This is a genomic window from Pseudoduganella ginsengisoli (genome assembly GCF_009720865.1).
Lineage (GTDB): Bacteria > Pseudomonadota > Gammaproteobacteria > Burkholderiales > Burkholderiaceae_D > Rugamonas > Rugamonas ginsengisoli.
The window spans coordinates 581,758-604,738 of the sequence record NZ_WNLA01000001.1; the positions used below are offsets into that span (position 1 = coordinate 581,758).

The following is a 22,981-nucleotide window of genomic DNA, read 5'->3' on the forward strand; positions in this document are numbered from 1 at the left end:
CTATTCAGGCGAGGCGGCCAGGTAAAAACGTCGTGGTCTTGTGCATACTTGTGCGTGCTCTGTATCCCATGTTGTTAATCATTTTGCGGGTACATCCAGTCCAAAAAACCTTCTGTGATAATTCACGCAAATTCAAGTTCGTAAAGTACACGAAAACCTTATTAATGCGCAACCTGCACGATACGATTTCGCATGCTTTTTTTAGGTATAAGCGCTGTAACGCACGATAGCAAGGTAAAACAGCATGCGAATAAAAGAAAAAGTGCGGCTCACCGCAGTAATCACCGCGCGCCAATGCGCGCACCAGCGGCATCCGATGCGGTGCGCCGCGCCACCCCGCTCCAAAGAAAACCTTATGGCATAAGGCTTACTTTGAAACGCACTTTTCCCCGCGCGGCGCAGGCCGGATATACACTGCCGATTTCACACACGTGGTCCGCGAGTTGGCGCAGCTTTGCACACACGATGTGCGATCTGTTGCGCAAGCGCTGCAAGTCGCGCGGTCCGGCAGCATAAGCAGCACGTCCGCGCATGCAGTGTCCAGCCATCTTCAATGCATCGGCCAACGCATGCGACGCCATGCGATGCGGCCTGCCACATCAGGCGCTACGCGCACATTGGCCACGACGGCCGCACGCATCAGCGGCACATCGCGCGGGCCATGCGCGTGCATCGTGTGTTCCGTGCGGCGCGCACAACGCATGGCGCCGTGCGCGAAAACGATTGCGTGCCAGAACTATTGCGGGCTAAGCTTGCCAGCATAAAAATCAAGGAGACCAGCCGTGACGGACCTTATGCGGACCATCGGAAGGCTAGTGCGCGCCCCTGAAAATATCTTCAGCGAGGCGCAACTGGAGCAGGCGCGCAAAACGCGCCGCGGTTTCATGAGCAAGGCGCTGGCCATGGGCGCGGGTGTCGCGGCCGGCGGCAGCGCCATCGCCCAAGTGGCGCAAGGAGGAGCAGGCGATGACGCCATCCTCACGCTGCCCGAACACAGCAAGACGCTGGGCCAGCCGGTCGCCGCCATGCCGTATGGCTTGCCCTCGAAATGGGAAGCCAATTTGCAGCGCCGCGAAAGCCCGGGCCTGACGCGCGTGCGCCAGGCGTCAGTCAGCTTCACCCCTCTGCAGGGACTGTTCGGCATCATCACACCCAGCGGCCTGCACTTCGAGCGCCACCACCAGGGCTGGCACGACATCGATCCGTCCCGGCACCGCCTGATGATCAATGGACTGGTGCGCGAAGCCCGCGTCTTTACCATGGATGACTTGATGCGGCTGCCGTCCGTATCGCGCATCCACTTCATTGAGTGCGGCGCCAATACCGGGGCCGAGTGGGCCAACGTGGCGCTGCCCACCGTCCAGTACACGCACGGCATGCTGGCCTGTTCGGAATACACGGGCGTGCTGCTGTCCACCTTGCTGGACATGTGCGGCATCGACCGCCAACGCGCGCGCTATATATTGGCGGAGGGCGCCGACGGTTCCAGCATGACGCGCACCATCGCCATCGACCGCGCGCTGGACGACGTGGTGGTGGCGTGGGGGCAGAACGGCGAAATGCTGCGTCCGGAAAATGGCTATCCGCTGCGCCTCGTGGTGCCGGGTGTGCAGGGCGTCAGCTGGGTCAAATACCTGCGCCGCATCGAAGTGGGCGACCAGCCGTACGATACCAAGGATGAAACCATCCACTACGTGGACTTGATGCCGGATGGCTTACACCGCCAGTACACATCGGTTCAGGAATGTAAGAGCGTCATCACGACGCCGTCCGGCGGCCAGACCTTGCTCGACCGCGGCTATTACAGCATCAGCGGCCTCGCATGGTCGGGCCGGGGCCGCATCAAGCGGGTTGACGTCAGCACGGACGGTGGCCGCAACTGGCGCACGGCGCGCATCGATGGTCCGGTACACAACAAAGCGCTGACCCGCTTCCACCTTGATTGGGTGTGGGATGGCAGCCCCGCCATCCTGCAAAGCCGCGCCATCGATGAAACCGGCTACGTGCAGCCGAAGATCAACCAGCTGCGCGCCGTACGCGGCACGCGCTCGATCTATCACAACAACGCCATCCAGTCGTGGAAGGTGTCGCCGAACGGTGAAGTGTCCAATGTACAGGTGAGCTGATGCATAACCGGATCGCTGCCGTCCTCTTCTCTATTAGTGTTGCCGCCTTTGCGCACGCTGCGGAGCCGCCGCCATGGCAAGCCATCGGCCGCGCCGCCACCCCGGCTGAAATCAAGGCATGGGATATCGACGTGCGCGCCGACTTTGCCGGCCTGCCCAAAGGCCGGGGTTCGGTGGCGCAGGGTGAACAGGTGTGGGAAAGCCGCTGCGCCAGTTGCCATGGCAGCTTTGGCGAATCCAATGAAGTGTTTCCGCCTATCGTGGGCGGCATCACGGAAGCCGACATGAAAAATGGCCGCGTGGCCGCCCTGTCCAATGGCAGCGTGCCCCAGCGCACTACGCTGATGAAGGTCGCGCACTTGTCCACGCTGTGGGATTACATCAACCGCGCGATGCCGTGGAATGCGCCCAAGTCGCTGACACCGGATGAAGTGTATGCCGTCACCGCCCACATCCTGAACCTGGGCGGCATCGTCCCGGCTGACTTTATATTGAGTGATGAAAACATCGCGCAAGTGCAGCAGCGCCTGCCCAACCGCAACGGCCTGGTGCGCCAGCCCGGGCTGTGGGAAACCAAGGGCAAGCCCGACGTCAGCAATACAGCGTGCATGAGCCATTGCCCGGCCGATGGCAAGATCACGTCGGCCCTGCCGGACTTTGCCCGCAATGCGCATGGCAACCTGGCCGAGCAAAACCGCCTCGTCGGTCCGGTGCGCGGCGCGGATACGACGCGCGCTGCTCCGGCCACATTGGTGATGGCGGCCAACGCGGCGCTCGCCGGCACAGCGGCGCCGGGCGCCGGCGCGAGTGCCGGGGCCACCCCTGGCGCTACGGCGGCAGGTGCTTCCCCTGGTACCGCGGCCAATGCAGGGGCGGCTACTGGTCCGGCATCCGCCAAAGCAGCGCAACTGGCAGCGCAGGCTGCCCAGGCCCTGCTCGGCAAAAACGGCTGCACCGGTTGTCACGCCGTCAACAATAAAGTGCTCGGCCCCGCGCTGCGCGATGTCGCCACGAAATACCAGGGCCGCGCCGACCGCGAAGCCTATCTATTAGCAAAGATCCGCAATGGCGGCAGCGGCGCCTGGGGCAATGTCCCCATGCCGCCGCAAGGCCAATTGAAGGAAGCCGACGCGCAAGCCATTGCAAAGTGGCTGGCCAATGGCGCGCAATAAACTCACCACAGGAGACGGCATGAATCGACGTTCACTATTAAAGACCACCTCGGCCCTTGGCATGCTGGTAGCTTGCGGCATGGTCACCATGGGGCAAGCGCAAGCGGCGGCCGGCCGTGAAGGCTTTGGCGCCAAGAGCCTGGCCGATGCGCTGGCCAGCCTGGGCGGCACTCCGGCCGACAGCAAAGACATCGTCATCACGTCGCCCGACATTGCGGAAAACGGCGCCGTGGTGCCCGTGTCGGTTGCATCCAATATCGCGGGCACCAGCGAAATCTATATCTTTATAGAAAAGAACCCGAACCCGCTGGCCGCCATCTTCAAGATTCCCGACGACACCAATGCGGCTGTGCAAAGCCGCGTCAAGATGGGCCAGAGCACCAACGTGCTGGCTGTCGTCAAGACGGCGGATGGCAAGCTGTATTCCGCCACCAAGGAAACCAAAGTCACGCTGGGCGGTTGCGGCGGCTGACCCGCTCCCCACTAATTAATAGGAGCAGACATGGCAGACCCAATGAAAATCCGCGCCAATGCCGCCAATGGCATGACGGAAGTAAAAGTCTTGATGGCGCACCCGATGGAAGGCGGCATGCGCAAGGATGCATCCGGCAACGTGGTGCCGGCCCATTACATTACCGACGTCACCGTCAAGCACGGCGACAAAGTCGTGCTGCAATGCATGTGGGGGCAGTCGGTTTCACAAAACCCTTACCTCGCCTTCAAATTCAAAGGCGGCGCCAAAGGTGAAAAAGTCACCGTCAGCTGGCAAGACAATAAAGGCGATTCCCGCACCGACGAAGCCACCATAGCCTGAGGCCACCATCATGCATCCATCCCGACTCGCGTGGGCCAGCCCCGCTTCACATGCCAAACGTTCCACGCGACGCGCGTGGGCCAGCCTGCTGGGGCTGGCCATTGCCGGCAGCGCCGCCGCCCAATCCACCAGTGATGAAATTGCGAAATACCGCGCCATGCTGGCCGATGGCAATCCCGCCGAACTGGTCGAAGCGCAAGGGGAAGCGCTGTGGACCACCAAACGGGGTCCCAGGCAAGCCACGCTGGAAGGCTGCGACCTGGGTAAAGGTCCCGGTGTTGTCGCGGGCGCCTATGCCGAACTGCCGCGCTACTTCAAGGATACGGGCAAGGTGATGGATGCGGAATCGCGCCTCGTGCATTGCATGGTGACGCTGCAGGGCCTGGAACGGGCCGACATCGTACGCAAACCGTTTTCCGAACAGGGCGAGCGCGCCACCGACATGGAAGCGCTGGCCGCGTACGTGGCTGCCGCTTCGCGCGGCGCCGCCATCAAGGTGCCGCAACAGCATGCGGAAGAAAAAGCCGCCTATGCACGCGGCAAGCAAGCGTTTTATTACCGCGCCGGCCCGTATGACTTTTCGTGCGCGTCGTGCCACTCGAAAGATAACCAGCGCATCCGCCTGCAAGACTTGCCCAATCTGCAACAAGCGGCAGCATCGCGCGGCGCGTTTTCCAGCTGGCCCGCGTACCGCGTCAGCCAGGGCGCCGTGCGCACCATGCAATGGCGCATGGCCGACTGCTTCCGCCAGCAGCGCTTCCCGCAACTCGACTACCTGTCGCAGGCATCCATCGACTTGATCACCTATCTTGGCGTTAACGCCAAGGGTGGCGAGATGGCGGCGCCGGGCTTGAAACGCTGATCCAGGAGAGCACCATGCACCCTATCGTCATCGCCGCCCTGCTATTCTCCGTTGCGGCCACCGCCACGGCCGCCTCCAACGACGCCGCCGCGCTGGCCGGCTTCAAAGCGTCTTTCCGCGACAAGAACGAAGCCACGGTCGACCGGCTGGAACAAAGCGAAGCGCAGCGCCTGTGTACGCAGGACGCGCAGCGTCCGCTGAAACCGGCGCAGCGCAAGCAAATCGAACAGCAGGCGCAGGCCAGCGTGCGCTACCCGGCGGACGGCAATTACCTGGGCGACTGGAAGGAAGGCGAAAAGATCGCGCAAAATGGGCGCGGCATGCAATCGTCCGATCCGAAAGGCACCGTGGCAGGCGGCAATTGCTATGCGTGCCATCAGGTCGACAAGAAAGAAATCGCCTTCGGCAATATCGGCCCCAGCCTGTACCAGTACGGCAAGCTGCGCGGCGGCGCCACGCCGGACATCCTCAAATATACGTGGGCCAAGATTTATAACTCGCATTCGGCCCAGGCTTGCTCCGTGATGCCGCGCTTTGGCGCAGCCGGTATCTTGACTGAACAACAAATCCGGGACGTGATGGCGCTGCTGCTGGCGCCTGAATCGCCCGTCAACCAGTAGACCACCATGCAGCGCCGCGAATTTTTACAGATGCTGGCCATTGCCAGCGCCGGCGGCCTCGCGCTGGCCGACACCGATGCGCTGGCTGCCACGCCGGGCGCCGCCGAGCAGCTTTATGCCGTGCCGCGCTTCGGCAATGTCAGCCTGCTGCACTTTACCGATTGCCACGCGCAACTGCTGCCCCTGTATTTCAGGGAACCCCACGTCAACCTGGGCGTCGGCGGCGCGGCAGGCAAGCCGCCGCACCTGGTCGGCGACAAATTACTCAAGCATTTCCAGATCGCGCCCAAGACTGCCCGCGCGCACGCCTTCACGTACCTGGATTTCGCGGCGGCCGCCAAAGTCTATGGCAAGGTGGGCGGCTTCGCGCACCTGGCGGCATTAATCAAACAACTGCGCGCCAGCCGTCCGCACGCATTGCTGTGCGACGGCGGCGACACATGGCAGGGTTCCGCCACGTCGCTGTGGACCAGCGGGCAAGACATGGTCGATGCCGCCAAGCTGCTTGGCGTCGACATCATGGCGCCGCACTGGGAATTCACGTTGGGCGCCAGGCGCGTGCAAGAGATCGTGCAAAACGATTTCCAGGGCAAGGTCGACTTCGTGGCGCAAAACGTCATCACCAATGATTTCGGCGACGCCGTCTTCGCGCCTTACAGCTGGCGTGAAATCAATGGCGTGCCGGTGGCCGTGATTGGCCAGGCGTTCCCGTACACACCGATTGCCAACCCGCGCCACATGGTGCCCGACTGGAGCTTCGGCATCCAGGAAGAGCGGCTGCAAGCATTGGTTGCGGAAGTGCGCGCCAAGGGCGCCAAGGTGGTCGTGCTGCTGTCGCACAATGGCATGGACGTGGATTTGAAACTGGCCAGCCGCGTGACGGGCATCGACGCCATCCTCGGCGGCCATACGCATGACGGCATCCCGGCGCCAGTGGTGGTATCGAACCGGGGTGGCCAGACTCTGGTCACCAACGCGGGCTCGAATGGCAAATTCCTCGGCGTGCTGGATTTCGACGTGCGCGACGGCCGCATCCACGGTTACCAATACCGCTTGCTGCCCGTGTTTTCCAACTTGCTGCCGCCTGATCCCGCCATGCAAGCGCATATCGATGCCGTGCGCGCGCCCTACAAGGCCAAGCTCGATGAAAAGCTGGCCGTGACGGAAGGCTTGCTGTATCGCAGGGGCAATTTCAATGGCAGCTGGGACCAGGTGATCGTCGATGCGCTGCGCGAAGTCAAAGGCGCCGACATGGCGTTTTCGCCAGGCTTCCGCTGGGGCACGTCTTTGCTGCCGGGCGACACGATTACGCGCGGCTTACTAATGGATCAGGTGGCCATTACGTATCCGTCCACCACGCTGACGGAAATGAGCGGCGCCACCATCAAGACCATCATGGAAGACGTGTGCGACAACCTGTTCCACCCGGACCCGTATTACCAGCAAGGTGGCGACATGGTGCGGGTGGGCGGCATGACGTACACGTGCACGCCGGGCGCCGCCAGCGGGCAGCGCATCAGCGACATGCGGCTCAATGGCAAGCTGCTCGATGCCGACAAGCTGTATAAGGTGGCCGGCTGGGCGCCCGTGGCGGAAGGGGCTGCGGGGACGCCGATCTGGGACGTGATGGAAAGCTATTTCCGTGCGCACCCCGTGGTGCGGCCACGGCAGCCTTACCAGCCCGCCTTGGTGGGCATGGCGGGTAACGCAGGGCTGGCTGGCTGATGGCCATGGCTGGCGCAACGCTGCCGCCTTTGCGCGACTTGCGTGCGGAACTGGCCGCGCTGGCGCCCCGGCGCGCCGTGCTGGTCTTGCTGGTGTCGCGCCATGACTGCCAGTTTTGCGCAGAGGTGCGCCGCAATTACCTGGCGCCGCTGCAGCGCGAAGAGTCGCCACGGCTGGTGCTGCGCGAGCTGGAAAGCGATACCGTCACGGATCTTGCTGATGCTGCAGGCCAGCGCCGTCCCACAGCCGACATACTGAAGCAGCTGGGCGTGCGCTTTTTCCCCACCGTCCTGTTCCTGGGAGCCGGTGGCCGCACGCTGGCCGAGCCACTGGTGGGCCTGGACCAGGCAGGCTTTTATGGCGCTTATCTGGAGGGCCGCCTGCAGCAGGCGCAGGCAACCGCCCTCACCTCGCCCAAGGACGCCCAATGACACTGATGCACCGAGTTTCGCCGTTGCCGGCCCCGGTTCTGGCTGTGGTTCTGACCTTCCTGCTGGTACTGGCTACCCTGCCGCCCTCCACCCAGGCAGCATCGCCCCCGGATATTGAGCTAACCCCACTGAAAGTAAGTACTCACACATATTATTTTCAAGGTGAAACAGGCGCTGCCAGCCACGCCAACCGGGGCTTCATGTCCAACGCAGGCTTCACTGTGACGCGCGACGGCGTCGTGGTCTACGATGCACTGGCCACGCCGGCCTTGGGCGCCGCCATGCTGCGCGCCATCCGCAAAGTCACCAAGGTTCCCGTGAAAGTCGTCATCGTCGGCCACTACCACGCCGACCATATCTATGGCTTGCAAGCGCTGCGCGGCAAAGGCGTGACGATTGCCGCCCACCGCAACGGGCGCGCCTACCTGGCGTCCGATGCGGCAAAAGAACGGCTGGCCCAGCGCCGCGCCGAACTGGCGCCCTGGGTCAATGAACAGACAGAATTGGTGGCAGCCGACCGCTGGCTGGACTTCGCCGATGGCCAGCCATGGCGTTTCGAGCTGGGCGGCCTGCACTTCCGCGTGCTGGACAGCAGCGGCGCCCACTCGCCGGAAGATTTGCAACTGCTGGTGGAGGAAGACAAGGTCTTGTTCGCCGGCGACCTGTTTTTCAGCGGCCGCATCCCGTTTGTCGGCAATGCCGACAGCAAGCGCTGGCTGCAGGCGCTGGACCGCATGCTGGACGTGCAGCCCGCCGTCGTCATCCCCGGCCACGGCCCCGCGTCCACCAACCCGCGCGACGACATGCTGCTGACCCAGCGCTACCTGCGCTACCTGCGGGAACAGATGGGTAATGCGGTACAGGAACTGCTATCCTTTGAAGAAGCCTACGCGCGCACCGACTGGACCCCGTTCAAAGATTACCCCGCCTTCGCCCAGGCCAACCGGCTCAATGCCTATGGCACTTACCTTCTCATGGAACAAGAATCGCTGGAATCCAGCAAGGAGCCTTCGAAATGAAACTGATCCGTATTTTGCTGCTGCCCCTGTTTTTATTGATGAATATGGCGGCCCACGCTGAAGCGCCCCGCGTGGAAAAAGTCGTCTACCACTTTTCCGACAGCAGCAATGCCATGGGCGGCTTGCGCAATATCCGCAATCACCTGGATGCCAGCCCGAAAGCGCAAATCGTCGTGGTGGCGCTGGGCGCCGGCATCGACTTCCTGCTGGAAGGGGCCATGGACAAGAATGGCAATCCATATGAAGTGACGGTGCAGGAACTGGCCGCCCGCAAGGTGCAGTTCCGCGTCTGTAATAACACGCTGATGGGGCGCAACATCGCGAAAGAGAAAGTATTGCCGGAGGCCAGCATCGTGCCGTCTGGTGTGGCGGAGATCAGCCGGTTGCAGGCGTTGGAAGGTTATGCGTATATCAAGCCCTAAGAATTGTCGTGACAACGTCACGACAATCACAAACTGCGCCAGTGGCATATCCCTAAGGAAAACAGAAGGGACTAACAAACCGTTGTGCAGCCAGGACCTAATGAGCAATCACCAGTGATTCAGCAAGAGCCAGCTTGTCGTTATAGTCCAGGACGGTTGCGCCAACTTCAGACAACTCGCCAACAATCTCACGGAAGGCTTTTCCCCTCGGACCATCATCGCTTGGCCCTTCGACCGGGAACAGCACTTTTTGTGGCAGAAGATCTTTCCGACGAAGCGTTTGCACACGGAACAGCCAGTTGCCACCGTGATCAAGAATCTTGCTTGGTTGATCTTGTGCAAGATTGAGCGGCTTTATTGCAGTGACTTGAATCGGTCCACAGGCTTCAACAAAGGGGAATACTGCGTGATATTCTGCATTCCCAACCTCCATACGTTCAAACCGCTCGCCGAAGCCGGCTGTTTTGAGCCACCTTCGCATCACACGTTCGAGGACCGTTTCACGATATTCTTTAGTCACAAAGTCGCGTTCAACATAATGCCCATAGAGGTCGTCTAGAGTGCTTTTAGGATCATCGGCAAGAATTGCACGGACAGCACTAAATTTCACCACAGTCTCTCTGGCGCGAACAATCTCATGAAATAGTGCCTTCGCAGTCTCTACGTCCGTATCTGCACCGTTAATCATGTCGGCCGTGCGAACTAACTCCTCACGCAAGCCGCTAATCACTGCTCGGAAAACAGTGCCGTCTAACTGCTCAAAGAAGCCTGTGACCCTGGCATGCTTTTTCGTCATTAGTTTGAAAGTCAGACGACGTTGCTGTGGAGCGAGCATGACGATACCGACGTTAGCGAACTCTTCCGTCTCCACGAATGGACAGAAGCGAACGATAGCGTACAAGCAGCCTACTTTCGTCATGTGAAACTCCAAAACTCGTTGCCCCTACGGGCTTCGAGTGCCAATTTGATTTGATGCCGACTGAAATTAACGGGAATGGTCTGCTCAGCATCGAGGAACCACCACTCAGGTGGACTAGTATCGCAGATACTGTCAAAGTCTACCAAAATTTGTTCAAATCGATCTTCCAGCTGTACGCGAGTAAACAGATCCCTCGAAATTGCGTCACGGACGTTGCGAAACACGTGGAGCTCAACAAAATTTTCAGCAGAAAAGTCGTCGTCAAACGCTTGATTGTGATCAAGGACAACCAGACCTTCTTCAACCACATCCCAAAAGAGGTTTGGATTCCCGCCTTGGTCACTGAGGTTCCTATCTCCATTCCGTATCCACCAGTCAAATGCCAAAACATCCATTTGCACTTCCAAGGGGATTTCGAAAACATTGGAAACCGTCAGCTCAGTGATCTGCATCCGCCTGGACCCGAAAGCCGGACCAGCTCCAAGATCACCAATGTCGTCTCTCGTAGCAATCTCAACAAGTTCCTGCGGGACTTCGACAATTTCAAACGGTGCAACCGGCAGTCCAAAGCGTTGCGCCATGCTACTCGCGATCCACTCACAAAGTAAGCTGCGCCGCCCAGCACCTCGCCCCTTAACGAAATAGATTTCGTTATTTTCAGCGCGACAAATAAATGGCTTAGTCACGCCTTGTTCAGACCGCCCCAGGATTTCAATAATTTGCAGCGACATAGCCTCGCGGACTGATATTTGACCACTTAGGTATCAAAAAGCCCCGCATGGCGGGGCTTTTTCATGGCAATCAGGAATCAATCCCAGTTCAGCGCACCACCAGTCTGATACTCCGTCACGCGCGTCTCGAAGAAGTTACGCTCTTTCTTCAAGTCGATCATTTCGCTCATCCATGGGAATGGATTTTCCGGCTGGTCGAACAGCGCTTCCAGGCCGATCTGCGTCGCACGGCGGTTGGCGATGAAGCGCAGGTAGCCTTTGAACATCGTGGCGTTCAAGCCCAGCACGCCGCGTGGCATGGTGTCTTCCGCGTAGCGGTATTCCAGTTCCACGGCTTGCAGGAACAGGTTCTTGATTTCTTCCTTGAATGCAGGCGTCCACAGCTGCGGGTTTTCCATCTTGATCGTGTTGATCAAGTCGATGCCGAAGTTGCAGTGCATGGATTCGTCGCGCAAGATGTACTGGTACTGCTCGGCAGCGCCCGTCATCTTGTTTTGGCGGCCCAGCGCCAGGATTTGCGTGAAGCCCACGTAGAAGAACAAACCTTCCATCAGGCAAGCAAACACGATCAGCGACTTCAGCAGCTTCTGGTCTTGTTCCACGGTGCCGGTGGTGAAGGCCGGGTCGGTCAGCGTGTTGATGAACGGGATCAGGAATTCATCTTTGTCGCGGATCGATTTGATTTCGTGGTACGCGTTGAAGATTTCCTTCTCGTCCAGGCCCAGCGATTCCACGATGTACTGGTAAGCGTGGGTGTGGATGGCTTCTTCAAACGCCTGGCGCAGCAGGTATTGGCGGCATTCCGGCGCCGTGATGTGGCGGTAGGTGCCCAGCACGATGTTGTTGGCGGCCAGCGAGTCAGCCGTCACGAAGAAGCCCAGGTTGCGCTTCACCAGGCGGCGCTCGTCTTCCGACAGGCCGTTCGGGTTCTTCCACAGCTCGATGTCGCGCTGCATGTTGACTTCCTGCGGCATCCAGTGGTTCGCGCAGCCGGCCAGGTATTTATCCCAGGCCCACTTGTACTTGAACGGCACCAGCTGGTTGACGTCGGTTTTACCGTTGATGATGCGCTTGTCGTCAGCATTGACGCGCATCGCGATCTGGTCGGCGCTCGCTTCGCTATTGGCGGCTTGAGGTTGGAGGGGCGCGGCTGGCGCGGCGGCTTCATCATCCCAGGACAACATGATTTTCTTTTCCTTATATTAGACAGAAGACCGCGCACAAGGCGCGGTCACACTTAATTCATTACCGGCAGCTTATTGGCAAGCCTCGCATTCCTCGAAACCATCGTCGCCTGGACGCAGGTAGCAAGCGGCGCCTTCCTGCACTTCAGCCACAGGCGCAACGGCCGGCGCTGCAGCGCTCACGGCAGCGGCGCCCGAATCCACGGCCACGGCGTTCAGCGCGCCCGTCTTGGTGGTGGATTTCTCCATGTGCGACGCAGCGATGGTGCGCAGGTAGTACGTGGTTTTCAAGCCACGCAGCCAGGCCAGCTTGTACGTTTCGTCCAGTTTCTTGCCCGATGCGCCGGCCATGTAAATGTTCAGCGATTGCGCCTGGTCGATCCACTTCTGGCGGCGCGAAGCAGCTTCCACCAGCCAGCTTGGCTCCACTTCGAAGGCCGTCGCGTACAGGTCGCGCAAGTCTTGCGGCACGCGGTCGATCTTGGTCAGCGAACCGTCGAAGTATTTCAAGTCGGCGATCATCACTTCATCCCACAGGTCGCGCGCCTTCAGGTCGCGCACCAGGTAGGTGTTGATCTCGGTGAATTCACCGGACAGGTTCGACTTCACGTACAGGTTCTGGAAGGTCGGCTCGATGCAAGCGGACACGCCAATGATGTTCGAAATCGTCGCGGTCGGCGCGATCGCCACGCAGTTCGAGTTACGCATACCGAACTGCTTGATGCGGTTGCGCACTACGGACCAGTCCATCGATTCCGTCTGGTCTTGCTCCAGGTAGCCGCCACGTTCTTCGGCCAGCAGCTTGATGGAATCCTGAGGCAGGATGCCGCGGTCCCACAGCGAACCTTTGTACGATGCGTACTGGCCGCGCTCTTCCGCCAGTTCGGTCGACGCCAGGTAAGCGTAGTAGCACACGGCTTCCATCGACGTATCGGCAAACTGCACCGCTTCCTGCGACGAGAACGGTACACGCATCACGTGCAGGCAGTCCTGGAAGCCCATGATGCCCAGGCCGACCGGACGGTGGCGCATGTTGGCGTTGCGGGCTTTTTCGACAGCGTAGTAGTTGATGTCGATCACGTTATCCAGCATGCGCATCGCGGTGCGGATGGTTTTTTGCAGTTTCACGTGGTCCAGCTTGCCCTCTTTCATGTGGGCAGGCAGGTTGACGGAACCCAGGTTGCAGACCGCGATTTCGTCCGGACCGGTGTTCAGCGTGATTTCCGTGCACAGGTTCGAGCTGTGGACCACGCCCACGTGCGACTGCGGCGAACGGATGTTGCAAGGATCCTTGAACGTGATCCATGGGTGGCCGGTTTCAAACAGCATCGACAGCATCTTGCGCCACAGGTCCAGCGCGGCAACTTTCTTGAAATTGCGCATTTCGCCGGCAGCAGCCTTGGCTTCGTAGCCGGTGTACGCGGTTTCAAACGCTTTGCCGACTTTGTCGTGCAGGTCAGGCGTTTCCGATGGCGAGAACAAGGTCCACTCGCCCTTTTCCATCACGCGCTTCATGAACAGGTCGGGAATCCAGTTCGCCGTGTTCATGTCGTGCGTACGGCGGCGGTCATCGCCCGTGTTCTTGCGCAGGTCCAGGAATTCTTCGATATCCAGGTGCCACGTTTCCAGGTATGCGCACACTGCGCCCTTACGCTTGCCGCCCTGGTTCACCGCCACGGCGGTGTCGTTAACCACTTTCAGGAATGGCACGACGCCTTGCGACTTGCCATTGGTGCCCTTGATGTGGGCGCCCAGGGCGCGCACTGGCGTCCAGTCGTTGCCCAGGCCGCCGGCGAACTTGGCCAGCAGTGCGTTTTCCTTGATGGCGTCGTAGATGCCTTCCAAGTCGTCCGACACGGTGGTCAGGTAGCACGACGACAGCTGCGAACGCTGGGTGCCCGAGTTGAACAAGGTCGGCGTCGACGACATGAAGTCGAAGGTCGACAGCAGGTTGTAGAACTCGATAGCGCGCGCTTCGCGGTTGGTTTCATTCAGGGCCAGGCCCATGGCGACACGCATGTAGAACGCCTGCGGCATTTCAATGCGGATATCGCGCACGTGCAGGAAGTAGCGGTCGTACAGGGTTTGCAGGCCGATGTAGCCGAACTGCAAGTCGCGGTCGGCAACCAGTGCCTTGGCCAGCTTGGCCAGGTCGAATTCAGCCAGCTTGGCATCCAGCAATTCTGCTTCGATGCCTTTGGCGATGTATTTCGGGAAGTACTCGATGTATTCCGCAGCGGCTTTGGCTTGCGCGACTTCCTTGCCGAACACTTCTTTACGGATCGTGTGCAGCAGGATACGGGCCGTCACTTGCGAGTAGGCCGGGTCTTTTTCCATCAGCGCGCGCGCAGCCAGGATGGCGGACTTGTGCAATTCTTCAACCGGTACGCCGTCGTACAGGTTTTTTACGGTTTCAGCCAGGATCGCGTCGGCATCGACGTGCTTTTCCAGGCCGGAGCAGGCGGCGTTGATCAGGTCGCGCACTTCCTGCATCACCAGTGGACGGCGCTCGCCGTTTTCCGTCACGTGCAATTGTGGCTCCACCAGCGCGGTCGCGCCGGCCGCTTCTTTCTTCAGGCGGCGTTCTTCCATGTGCTTGGCGCGGTACAGTACGTAAGCGCGCGCCACGTCATGCTGGCCGGAGCGCATCAGCGCCAGTTCCACCTGGTCTTGCACGTCTTCGATATGGAAGGTGCCGCCCGATGGCTGGCGGCGCACCAGCGCAGCCACGACGCTGCGGGTCAACTCTTCAACGATTTCACGCACGCTGGCCGACGCCGCGCTCTGGCCGCCCTGCACTGCCAGGAAAGCCTTGGTCATGGCAACGGCGATTTTCGACGGCTCGAACGCCACCACGGCGCCATTGCGCCGGATGATGCGGTAGTCGCCCAAGGCGCCTGCTACGGACGCCAGGCTGGCGCCTGCCGGGGCTGCCGGCTGAACGGAAATGTCAGAAGAGTGAATAGATTGCATTGAAGCTCCCGATTTAAGACTACGTGGCCGCTATCGCGTGTTTTTGTAACAGACAAAATGATGCGGCCAGGCTATAAGCTTCAGCTGGCTGGGCGTCATTTTGTTTGGGGTTTCTTGTTGTTACTCTAAAGCCAGCTTTGAATAACTAACAACTGTTTGCACTAAATCTAGTGCGGCGTACAACTGTTGGCACTAATTGTAGTGACGGCACCGGGACCCGGCAAGCGCTAAATTTCTACCGGATGCCTATTTTTTCATTGACATTTTGAGACGCCTTAAACAGCAGGCGTTACCCGGTGAGCAAGCACTAACGCACGATTTGCCCCTGCCTTTTCTTTCAGCAGAGCATCAAGTCGCAGCCAGTCGAAGCATGGTCCCGGATCCGTCTTGCGGCCCGGCGCCACGTGCTCATGGCCCGTGATCCAGCGCAACGGGTAGCGATTCTGCAATGCCTGGGCCAGTTGCGCCAGCACTTCATATTGCTCTGACGAAAAAGCAACATTGTCAGTTCCTTCCATCTCGACACCGATGGAAAAGTCATTGCAATTGGCCCGCCCCTGGAATTGCGAGACACCCGCATGCCAGGCCCGTTCGTTGCAAGAAACATATTGCACCACCCGTCCATCGCGCCGCACAAAAAAGTGCGCCGACACTTGCACGTTGCGCAAGTCCGCCAACGACGGGTCAGCATTATAGTCTACCCGGCCGGTAAACAGGTCCGACACGTGGTGGCCGCCAAACTGCCCGGCAGGCAGGCTGATGTTATGCACGACTAATAAATTAATTTCGGCATCGGCCGGGCGGGTATTACAATGCGGCGAGTCATAGCGGAACGCGCCGTCGCACCAGCCGTCCGCATCAATAAAGAACGTCACGATTCCGGTTCCTGGATATTCAATTTCTGCATCTGGTAGCGCAGCTGCCGGAAGCTGATGCCCAGCAGGCTGGCGGCCTGCGTGCGGTTATATTGGGTTTGCGCCAGTGCGCGCAGGATGATTTCCCTTTCCACCATGGCCAGGTATTCCGGCAAGTTGCTGGGCAAGATATCCAGCACGGGCAGCGGCGGCATTTGCACGTGAGGCACGTCCGCGGCAGGCGACGGCATAGCATTAGTGCTATTAATAGTATTGCCACCGTCATAAGTGGCGGTAATCGCCGCAGCCGCCGCTTGCGGTGACTTCACCCACGCCGGCGCGTCCATGCCTTCAACGTCTTGCGGCGGCGGCACGTAGCCGGGCGGCGTATCGGCCAGCTTCGCCCCTTTCAATGCCAGGTCGCGTACTTCAATGACACCGTCATTGGCAAACGCCAGCGCCCGTTCCAGGATATTTTCCAGTTCCCGCACATTGCCGGGGAACGAATAGCCGCGCAGCGCTTCCAGCACGCCGGGGCCCAGCCGCACTTTTTGGTCAAAGGTGCCGAGCCGCTCCAGGATCGCATCCGTCAGCACGCCAAGGTCATCGAGCCGCTCGCGCAGCGGCGGCAATGCCAGCTCAATCACGTTCAGGCGGTAAAACAAGTCTTGCCGGAAGTGGCCCTCATCCACCAGCTTTTCCAGGTTCTTGTGCGTGGCGCTGATGATGCGCACGTCAACGGGTTCTTCCACGGTCGCGCCGATCTTGCGCACGCGCCGCTCCTGGATCGCGCGCAGCAGCTTGACCTGCATCGCCAGCGGCAAGTCCGCCACTTCATCCAGCATCAGGGTGCCGCCATTGGCAGCCTGGAAAAAGCCGTCGCGCTCATCGCTGGCGCCCGTGAACGCGCCCTTGCGGTAGCCAAAGAATTCCGCTTCCATCAGCGCTTCGGGAATCGCGCCGCAATTCACGGCAATAAACGGTTTGCTTGCGCGCGAGCCCAGCGCATGCACTTCGCGCGCAGCCAATTCCTTGCCGCTGCCCGATTCGCCCGTGATGGCAATCGGCGCCATCGAGCGGGCCAGCCGCGCAATTTGCGCGCGCAGCGCCTGGATGACGGCCGACTCGCCGCGCAAGCGGCTGGGCGGCGCCGGCGCACTGTGGGTTTCCGATGCCGGCGCGTTCAAACGCAGCGCCGATTGCACCATCAGCCGCAACTGGTCCAGCGCCACCGGCTTGCTGATGTAATCAAATGCGCCGGCTTTGAGCGCCACCACGGCATTGTCTGTGCTGCCATACGCCGTCACGACGGCAATCGGCGTATTGCGGAACGCGGCCGACACTTCGCGCACCAGTTCCAGCCCCAGACCGTCGGGCAAGCGCATGTCCGTCAACACCAGCGCATATTCATGCTGGGCCAGCAATGCCCGGGCTTGCGCCAGGTTTTCCGCACTGTCCACGTCCAGCCCCATTTTCAGCAGCGTGATTTCCAGCAGTTCGCGCAGGTCGGCCTCGTCATCGACGACCAGTACGCGGGGAGAACTGCGGGCAGTATTCATTGACAACCTTTATTGTTTTGGCGTGGCGCCGGCAAACGTAATAACAAAGCGGCCGCTGGATTTGCGGCTGCCATCGGCATGCTGATCGGAGCCAAAGCGGTATTCATAGTCCAGCATGGCTTCGTTATTCAAGCACAATTCGCGGGCCAGATACAGGCCCAGCCCCGTCCCCTTGCTGGACGTCGTGTAAAACGGTTCAAACAAGTGCGCCCGCACTTCCGGTGAAATACCGGGGCCGTCATCCTGCACATGCAATTCCATGCGGCGCATGCGGTCCGTCACGACGAACAGGCGGATGCTGGCCGGTCCCGCACTGGCATAGCGCACGGCATTGTTCAGCAAATTCAGCACCACTTCGCGCAAGTGCAGCGGATCGAAGCGCACCATGGCTTTCGGCGCGTGCTGCAAGTCGATGATGTCCGGCGCCAGGCCGTGGGTTTCTTCGAATTCCGCCACCAGTTCAGCGAGGAAGTTATCCAGCGCCAGCGGTTCGCAGTGCGGCTGTACCTTGCGCGACAGCTGCAAAATATCTTCCACCATGCGGTTCACGCGCGCCACGTTGTCGCCGATGATTTTCAGCAGCCGCACGTGCACGGGCGCCGTCAAATCTTCCGTCAGCAGCGACGTCGCGTGGCCGATGGCCGACAGCGGATTGCGCACTTCGTGGGCAATGCTGGCCGTCAGGCGGCCCATCGACGCCAGCTTCAATTCCTGCGCCTGGTTTTCTATGCCCGTCACGTCTTGCAGGAAAATCACGCTGCGCTCCACGCCCAGCCCTTCCGTGTCGACAGACGCGAAGCGCACTTTTAAATGCGACACCATATCGCGCCGCGCGCTCCAGGCTGCCGTGATTTCCTGCAGCGCGGGATCGGTGTACGGCTTGATCGTGACAAACGCCGTGGCCAGACTGCGGTCCGCATGCCACTCGTCATACGCCTGGGCGATCGGCAACAGCGACGGCATATCGGACAGCCGCGTGGCCAAATCAAAACCCGCCAATCCCAGCATTTGCTGCGCCGACGGATTGCCGGCATGGACTTCACCGCCTGCGCCCACCACCACGATGCCGTCACTCATGTGCGACATCACGAGCCGGTTGACGGCTTGCTGCACGCCGATTTCCACGCCGCGCTGCACCGCCAACTCTTCCTGGCCGATGAGTTTCGCCGCCATGCGGTTGACCACCACCACCACGGACAGCAGCGAGGCGCCAAACAATCCCGACGGCAGCATGGTGGCTTCGCCGCCCGTCCACAAATGCCACACGCTGGCGCCCAGCATGAACAGCGCCACCAGCGACGCGGAAAACAGCGCCAGCATCAGCGGCGCCAGGATCGCCATGCCGGCCAGCGGGAATAAATACAGGATGGCCAGCCCGCTGCGGATACCGCCGGCCCCTATATATAAGAGCGAAATGATGGCCAGGTCGCACGCGATCTGCGTCAGCAGCTGCAACAGGAAACGCTGGCGCAGGTAAGTGGTGACCAGCACGAACGCCACGGCCAGCAGCAAATAGCCCAGGCATGCCTGCAAATACACAGACTGGCCCACCAGCAGTGGAATCGCACGCGCATCGAGGCTCTGGTAAATCAGCAGCACGATGGCAATCACCACCCGCGTGCCATTGAGCGCATCCAGCGAGCGCCAGAAGGTGGCCCGCGAATCGCTATTCAGGGAGTGCAGGCGCGCGACCACGTGAGGAGGTTATTGCGGCGCGAGCTGGGAATGGGCGGCGCTGCAGTAATCGCGGCCGCCGGCCGGTACATTTTCAGAAGCGGGGAAATACACGCCGCAGTGGGCGCAGCACAGCATGGTTTCCGCTTCGGCCTTGGCCGCCGCGCGGGCTGGCTGCGGACGCAACTGCTCATGCGCATCTGGCCCATTCATTGGCTGGCTCATTTGCTGGTGGCGTTTAGCCGCCTGCCGCAACTTACTACGGACTGCCGCCACCACGAGGATGGCCAGGGCGATCCAGAACAATAACCGCGACATCAGGCAACTCCCCTATGCAATACGACTTCCAGCACAAAACGGCTGCCAACATACGCCAGCAACAACGTGGCGAAACCGGCCAGCGTAAAACTCAGCGCCGTCTTGCCGCGCCATCCGCGGAAATGGCGGCCCGCCAGCAAGGCGGCAAACAGCATCCATGACAGCAGCGTGAACACGGACTTGTGGTCCCACTTCAGCGCCTTGCCGAACAATTCTTCAGAAAACACAATGCCCGACAAGACCGTCAGCGACAGCAAGACAAACCCCAGCGTGATCATGCGGAACAACAGTTTTTCCATCGTCAGCAGCGCCGGCAGCTGGTCCAGCGCGGACGACAGGAAACCGCCCCCTTCGCCGCGCGTATGCAGCCGCGATTCCTGCAGCGCCATCAGCACGGCGTGGAACGCGGCAATGGTCAGCGTGCTATAGGCCAGCGTGGCAATGGCAATGTGCCAGCCCAGCATGGCCGTGCCCAGCGGCACCAGCGCGCCGGGGAACACGCCTTGCAGCGCCACGGCCACGGCCGCTGCCGGCATGACGAGGCGGCGCAAGCCATCCAGTGAAAAATTGCGGTTTTCCAGCCAATACGCGCCGACGGAAATCCACAGCGCGGACGACAGCATGGTGGCAAAGCCGATGCGCAAGAACCCGGGCGTCAAGACAGCCATCCACAGGCCGGCGCCATGCAGCAGCCAGGCCACGGCGGTGGCGGAAGCAATGGCGGTCCCCCGCCGCGATGGCAGGAAAGCGCAGACAACATACAGCAGCGTGGCTGCAATCAGGAAAATTGTTTGCATAAGGGTTTAGTTTACCATCGCCCGCCCGTGCAGGTGGGGGCGCCGTCGTCAGTCCACCGCGGCCATCCTCAGTTCATCGTTGTGGTGGCGTTGCTGTTCTTCCATCACCAGCATGCCCAGCTCACGCTTCAGCGCATTGAATTCCGGATCAGCCGGATCGCGCGGACGGGGCAACGCCACAATGGAATCCCGTTTGACGGTGCCGGGGCGGTACGTCATGACGACAATGCGGTCGGCCAGGTAAATGGCTTCTTCGATACTGTGCGTGACAAAGATGATGGTTTTTTTCAATTCCGCCCAGATGCGCAGCAATTCGTCCTGCAAGTTCCGCCGCGTCAGCGCATCGAGCGCGCCAAACGGTTCATCCATCAGCATGATGGGCGAATCCAGCGCCAGTACGCGGGCAATGGCGACCCGCTGGCGCATGCCGCCCGACAAATCCTTCGGATAGCGGTGGCGGAAATCCTGCAGCGACAGCATGTGCAGCAAACGGCCGACCGTCGCGCGGATGTCCGCTTTCGCCATGCCTTTGATTTCCAGCCCGAACGCGACGTTTTCTTCCACCGTCATCCACGGGAACAGCGCGTATTCCTGAAACACCATGCCCCGCTCCGGACCTGGCGCTTGCACGGTTTTGCCATCGGCGATGATGCGGCCGCTGGTGGGCGGCGCAAATCCGGCAATCGCATTCAGCAAGGTCGACTTGCCACAGCCGGATGGCCCCAGCAGGCAAACGAACTGGCCACGGGGAATGTCCAGTTGAATATCCTGCAGCGCCACCACGTCGCGCTCTGCGGTCTTGAACACTTTATGGACATGTTCAATGTGGATATGCGTATCGCTCATCAGTGTTCCAATCCCCGGTGCCAGCGCAGCAAGTAGTTATTCAGGCGGTTCATGGCCACGTCGATGGCCAGCCCCAGCAAACCAATGGTGATCATGCCGGCAATGATTTTGTCCGACCAAAAGTATTCGCGCGCTTCCAGGATGCGGAAGCCCAGGCCATTGTTCACGGCGATCATTTCCGACACGATGACGACAATGAATGCCGTGCCGATACCGATCCGCACGCCCGACAAGATGTAAGGCACGGCGGCCGGCAGCATCACGCGCACGAATAGCGTGGAGCCGGACGCGCCTAAATTACGGGCCGCCCTGATATAAATACCGTCAACCTGGCGCACACCGGCAATGGTATTCATCAGTACGGGGAAAAACGCGCCCAGCGCAATCAGGAACACGGCCGGCGGATTGCCCAGGCCGAACCACAGGATCGACAAGGGAATATACGCGATAGGGGGAATCGGGCGCAGCAATTGCACCAGCGGGTTCATCCATGCATACACGCGGGGACTGGCGCCCATCAGCAAGCCCAGCGGCAAAGCCAATCCGCCGCCTATGATAAAGCCCAAGCCCACGCGGTACATGCTGCCCATGGCGTCATGGATCAACTCGCCGGAAAACGCCCACGCCAGCCAGCTGCCCTGCTCTGCCGCATACGGCTGCAGCGGCAGCAGGTAAGCAATCCATTTTTCCACCACGGCCACCGGCGCCGGCAACACTTGCGGGTTGACCCAGCCATTCATCGCCACCACTTGCCAGATGGCGATGGCAATGGCCGGGACGACCATACCGACGATTACTTCACGCCACTTCCCCATTACTACTCCTTATTTGACGCCCAGGCTCTTTTTCGCGCCATCCAGCAAATCCGTCTTGACCCATTCCTTCGCCACCGGCGGACGCGCCATGCGCCCCACACCGGTTTTCACCATCACATCAGTCGTGACTTGGATATGTTCCGGCGTGATGTCATACGAATACGGCGAGTTGCTGATGGCGTCCTGGAAATCGTCGCTGGTGATCTGTCCTTTGAACACGACTTCACGCACATACTTTTCCGCCGTGGCTGGCTGGTCGATAAAAGTCTTGGTGGCTTCCACGAAGCAGCGCATGAATTTTTCCGCGACGGGACGCTTTTCTTTATAAAACTTTTCCGTCATCACCATGGTCCGGATCGGCTCGCCAATTGGCGTGTCGTACGGCTTCAGCATTTCCGTGCCAAAGCCTTTGTTGATGGCTTGCGACGATTGCGGTTCCGACTGCATCATGGCGTCGATATTCTTGCCCAGCAGCGCCTGGTTCAAGTCCGCGTAAGCGAGGAACACCAGTTGCACATCCTTGCCCGGCTGGTCCGAGGCCGTCAAGCCCGCCTGCTGCAATTCCGCCAGCAGCAGCACTTCCTGGATGCCGCCCCGCGTCACGCCGACTTTCTTGCCCTTCAAATCTTTCAGCGACTTCAATTTCAAGTCCGTGCGGCCCACCAGCCGCGCGCCGCCTTTGGCAAAACCCGCCACCACATAAATCGGTGCACCACCCGCGCGGCCGGAAATGGCCGCTTCCGACGCCGTGGTGCCGACGTCGAGTTCACCGGCAATGATGGCCTGCATCACGTCCAGCCCTTTGGCAAACATGTGTTCTTCGACCTTGATGCCGCACTTGGGGGCGATTTCCTTGATGTACGACACGGCGCCATAGTGCGCGAATTTCAGGTTCCCCAGACGCACCACTTCTTGCGCCTGAACAGAACCCGCCAGCACCAGCGCTGCCGCCACCATGGCTTTCACGATCGTTGTCTTCTTCATTGCGTTTGTATCTCCAGGAATAGTCAACCAGCCGAATCAGATTGTGAACAGATCATACCAAGCGCTAATAGATTTAAAGCAAGGAAATCAAAAAAACATGCGCAACGTTACATTGTGTGAATTTAGCAAGTTCTCC

General features: G+C 60.2%; 22 protein-coding genes. 10 read left to right on the plus strand and 12 right to left on the minus strand.

The features are described 5' to 3' along the window. Positions 1-782 precede the first annotated feature (782 nt). The 10 genes from soxC to GM668_RS02540 all read left to right on the plus strand — a co-directional run bounded on the left by soxC (position 783) and on the right by GM668_RS02540 (position 9,191). Complete coding sequence (gene soxC / locus GM668_RS02495) at positions 783-2,126, plus strand: sulfite dehydrogenase (RefSeq protein WP_170305452.1); 1,344 nt, start codon at positions 783-785, stop codon at positions 2,124-2,126. Beyond that, on the plus strand, positions 2,126-3,298 hold the full coding sequence (locus GM668_RS02500; protein ID WP_155437325.1) for a c-type cytochrome: 1,173 nt from the start codon (positions 2,126-2,128) through the stop codon (positions 3,296-3,298). The genes soxC and GM668_RS02500 overlap by 1 nt, the downstream gene beginning before the upstream one ends. A gap of 19 nt (positions 3,299-3,317) precedes the next feature. Beyond that, entirely contained in the window at positions 3,318-3,770 is a 453-nt protein-coding gene (soxY, locus tag GM668_RS02505) for a thiosulfate oxidation carrier protein SoxY (RefSeq protein WP_155437326.1), read from the plus strand. 30 nt (positions 3,771-3,800) lie between these two features. Then, a complete protein-coding gene (gene soxZ / locus GM668_RS02510) occupies positions 3,801-4,112 on the plus strand; it encodes a thiosulfate oxidation carrier complex protein SoxZ (protein ID WP_155437327.1) in 312 nt (103 codons plus the stop codon). A 10-nt stretch (positions 4,113-4,122) separates the two neighbouring features. Next, on the plus strand, positions 4,123-4,974 hold the full coding sequence (gene soxA, locus GM668_RS02515) for a sulfur oxidation c-type cytochrome SoxA (protein ID WP_155437328.1): 852 nt from the start codon (positions 4,123-4,125) through the stop codon (positions 4,972-4,974). A gap of 14 nt (positions 4,975-4,988) precedes the next feature. Beyond that, positions 4,989-5,594: a sulfur oxidation c-type cytochrome SoxX gene (soxX, locus tag GM668_RS02520; RefSeq protein WP_155437329.1), complete on the plus strand. Its 606-nt coding sequence runs from the start codon at positions 4,989-4,991 to the stop codon at positions 5,592-5,594. Positions 5,595-5,600: 6 nt separating this feature from the next. Then, positions 5,601-7,319 (plus strand): thiosulfohydrolase SoxB, encoded by a 1,719-nt coding sequence (gene soxB / locus GM668_RS02525; protein WP_155437330.1) that lies wholly within the window; start codon positions 5,601-5,603, stop codon positions 7,317-7,319. A gap of 5 nt (positions 7,320-7,324) precedes the next feature. After that, complete coding sequence (locus tag GM668_RS02530; protein WP_229498850.1) at positions 7,325-7,750, plus strand: thioredoxin fold domain-containing protein; 426 nt, start codon at positions 7,325-7,327, stop codon at positions 7,748-7,750. Between the two features lie 200 nt (positions 7,751-7,950). Further along, on the plus strand, positions 7,951-8,769 hold the full coding sequence (locus tag GM668_RS02535; RefSeq protein ID WP_229498852.1) for an MBL fold metallo-hydrolase: 819 nt from the start codon (positions 7,951-7,953) through the stop codon (positions 8,767-8,769). Continuing rightward, positions 8,766-9,191 carry a DsrE family protein gene (locus tag GM668_RS02540; protein ID WP_155437333.1) on the plus strand — a complete coding sequence of 142 codons (426 nt, stop codon included), beginning with the start codon at positions 8,766-8,768 and terminating at the stop codon, positions 9,189-9,191. Before GM668_RS02535 ends, GM668_RS02540 begins: the two co-directional genes overlap by 4 nt. 97 nt (positions 9,192-9,288) lie before the next feature. Here GM668_RS02540 and GM668_RS02545 read toward each other — a convergent pair whose 3' ends face one another. The 12 genes from GM668_RS02545 to GM668_RS02600 form a co-directional block, all read right to left on the minus strand. Then, positions 9,289-10,110 (minus strand): DUF3037 domain-containing protein, encoded by an 822-nt coding sequence (locus GM668_RS02545; protein ID WP_155437334.1) that lies wholly within the window; start codon positions 10,108-10,110, stop codon positions 9,289-9,291. Then, entirely contained in the window at positions 10,107-10,841 is a 735-nt protein-coding gene (locus tag GM668_RS02550) for a HipA family kinase (protein WP_155437335.1), read from the minus strand. The genes GM668_RS02545 and GM668_RS02550 overlap by 4 nt, the downstream gene beginning before the upstream one ends. A 77-nt stretch (positions 10,842-10,918) precedes the next feature. After that, entirely contained in the window at positions 10,919-12,025 is a 1,107-nt protein-coding gene (locus GM668_RS02555) for a ribonucleotide-diphosphate reductase subunit beta (protein ID WP_155437336.1), read from the minus strand. 72 nt (positions 12,026-12,097) lie between these two features. After that, entirely contained in the window at positions 12,098-14,998 is a 2,901-nt protein-coding gene (locus tag GM668_RS02560; RefSeq protein ID WP_155437337.1) for a ribonucleoside-diphosphate reductase subunit alpha, read from the minus strand. Positions 14,999-15,273: 275 nt separating this feature from the next. After that, positions 15,274-15,876: a 1,6-anhydro-N-acetylmuramyl-L-alanine amidase AmpD gene (ampD, locus tag GM668_RS02565; protein WP_170305488.1), complete on the minus strand. Its 603-nt coding sequence runs from the start codon at positions 15,874-15,876 to the stop codon at positions 15,274-15,276. Further along, on the minus strand, positions 15,870-17,411 hold the full coding sequence (locus GM668_RS02570; protein WP_155437338.1) for a sigma-54-dependent transcriptional regulator: 1,542 nt from the start codon (positions 17,409-17,411) through the stop codon (positions 15,870-15,872). Before GM668_RS02570 ends, ampD begins: the two co-directional genes overlap by 7 nt. A gap of 9 nt (positions 17,412-17,420) precedes the next feature. Beyond that, positions 17,421-19,106 (minus strand): sensor histidine kinase, encoded by a 1,686-nt coding sequence (locus GM668_RS02575; protein ID WP_170305453.1) that lies wholly within the window; start codon positions 19,104-19,106, stop codon positions 17,421-17,423. A 9-nt stretch (positions 19,107-19,115) separates the two neighbouring features. Continuing rightward, complete coding sequence (locus GM668_RS02580; protein ID WP_155437339.1) at positions 19,116-19,403, minus strand: PP0621 family protein; 288 nt, start codon at positions 19,401-19,403, stop codon at positions 19,116-19,118. Further along, positions 19,403-20,200, minus strand: a complete 798-nt coding sequence (locus GM668_RS02585; RefSeq protein ID WP_155437340.1) for a cytochrome C assembly family protein — start codon at positions 20,198-20,200, stop codon at positions 19,403-19,405. The genes GM668_RS02580 and GM668_RS02585 overlap by 1 nt, the downstream gene beginning before the upstream one ends. A 48-nt stretch (positions 20,201-20,248) precedes the next feature. Further along, on the minus strand, positions 20,249-21,046 hold the full coding sequence (locus GM668_RS02590) for an ABC transporter ATP-binding protein (RefSeq protein WP_155437341.1): 798 nt from the start codon (positions 21,044-21,046) through the stop codon (positions 20,249-20,251). Beyond that, positions 21,046-21,861: an ABC transporter permease gene (locus GM668_RS02595; RefSeq protein WP_155437342.1), complete on the minus strand. Its 816-nt coding sequence runs from the start codon at positions 21,859-21,861 to the stop codon at positions 21,046-21,048. The genes GM668_RS02590 and GM668_RS02595 overlap by 1 nt, the downstream gene beginning before the upstream one ends. A gap of 9 nt (positions 21,862-21,870) precedes the next feature. Continuing rightward, positions 21,871-22,845, minus strand: coding sequence for an ABC transporter substrate-binding protein (locus GM668_RS02600; protein ID WP_155437343.1), 975 nt, complete (start codon positions 22,843-22,845; stop codon positions 21,871-21,873). Positions 22,846-22,981 lie beyond the last annotated feature (136 nt).

What these genes read in the sequence shown, in the direction of transcription:
- GM668_RS02500 (WP_155437325.1), top strand. Translation starts at nt 2,126, where the DNA reads ATGCATAACCGGATCGCTGCCGTCCTCTTCTCTATTAGTGTTGCCGCC.
- soxY (WP_155437326.1), top strand. Translation starts at nt 3,318, where the DNA reads ATGAATCGACGTTCACTATTAAAGACCACCTCGGCCCTTGGCATGCTG.
- soxZ (WP_155437327.1), top strand. Translation starts at nt 3,801, where the DNA reads ATGGCAGACCCAATGAAAATCCGCGCCAATGCCGCCAATGGCATGACG.
- soxA (WP_155437328.1), top strand. Translation starts at nt 4,123, where the DNA reads ATGCATCCATCCCGACTCGCGTGGGCCAGCCCCGCTTCACATGCCAAA.
- soxX (WP_155437329.1), top strand. Translation starts at nt 4,989, where the DNA reads ATGCACCCTATCGTCATCGCCGCCCTGCTATTCTCCGTTGCGGCCACC.
- soxB (WP_155437330.1), top strand. Translation starts at nt 5,601, where the DNA reads ATGCAGCGCCGCGAATTTTTACAGATGCTGGCCATTGCCAGCGCCGGC.
- GM668_RS02530 (WP_229498850.1), top strand. Translation starts at nt 7,325, where the DNA reads ATGGCTGGCGCAACGCTGCCGCCTTTGCGCGACTTGCGTGCGGAACTG.
- GM668_RS02535 (WP_229498852.1), top strand. Translation starts at nt 7,951, where the DNA reads ATGTCCAACGCAGGCTTCACTGTGACGCGCGACGGCGTCGTGGTCTAC.
- GM668_RS02540 (WP_155437333.1), top strand. Translation starts at nt 8,766, where the DNA reads ATGAAACTGATCCGTATTTTGCTGCTGCCCCTGTTTTTATTGATGAAT.
- GM668_RS02545 (WP_155437334.1), bottom strand. Translation starts at nt 10,110, where the DNA reads ATGACGAAAGTAGGCTGCTTGTACGCTATCGTTCGCTTCTGTCCATTC.
- GM668_RS02550 (WP_155437335.1), bottom strand. Translation starts at nt 10,841, where the DNA reads ATGTCGCTGCAAATTATTGAAATCCTGGGGCGGTCTGAACAAGGCGTG.
- GM668_RS02555 (WP_155437336.1), bottom strand. Translation starts at nt 12,025, where the DNA reads ATGTTGTCCTGGGATGATGAAGCCGCCGCGCCAGCCGCGCCCCTCCAA.
- GM668_RS02560 (WP_155437337.1), bottom strand. Translation starts at nt 14,998, where the DNA reads ATGCAATCTATTCACTCTTCTGACATTTCCGTTCAGCCGGCAGCCCCG.
- GM668_RS02570 (WP_155437338.1), bottom strand. Translation starts at nt 17,411, where the DNA reads ATGAATACTGCCCGCAGTTCTCCCCGCGTACTGGTCGTCGATGACGAG.
- GM668_RS02580 (WP_155437339.1), bottom strand. Translation starts at nt 19,403, where the DNA reads ATGTCGCGGTTATTGTTCTGGATCGCCCTGGCCATCCTCGTGGTGGCG.
- GM668_RS02585 (WP_155437340.1), bottom strand. Translation starts at nt 20,200, where the DNA reads ATGCAAACAATTTTCCTGATTGCAGCCACGCTGCTGTATGTTGTCTGC.
- GM668_RS02590 (WP_155437341.1), bottom strand. Translation starts at nt 21,046, where the DNA reads ATGAGCGATACGCATATCCACATTGAACATGTCCATAAAGTGTTCAAG.
- GM668_RS02595 (WP_155437342.1), bottom strand. Translation starts at nt 21,861, where the DNA reads ATGGGGAAGTGGCGTGAAGTAATCGTCGGTATGGTCGTCCCGGCCATT.
- GM668_RS02600 (WP_155437343.1), bottom strand. Translation starts at nt 22,845, where the DNA reads ATGAAGAAGACAACGATCGTGAAAGCCATGGTGGCGGCAGCGCTGGTG.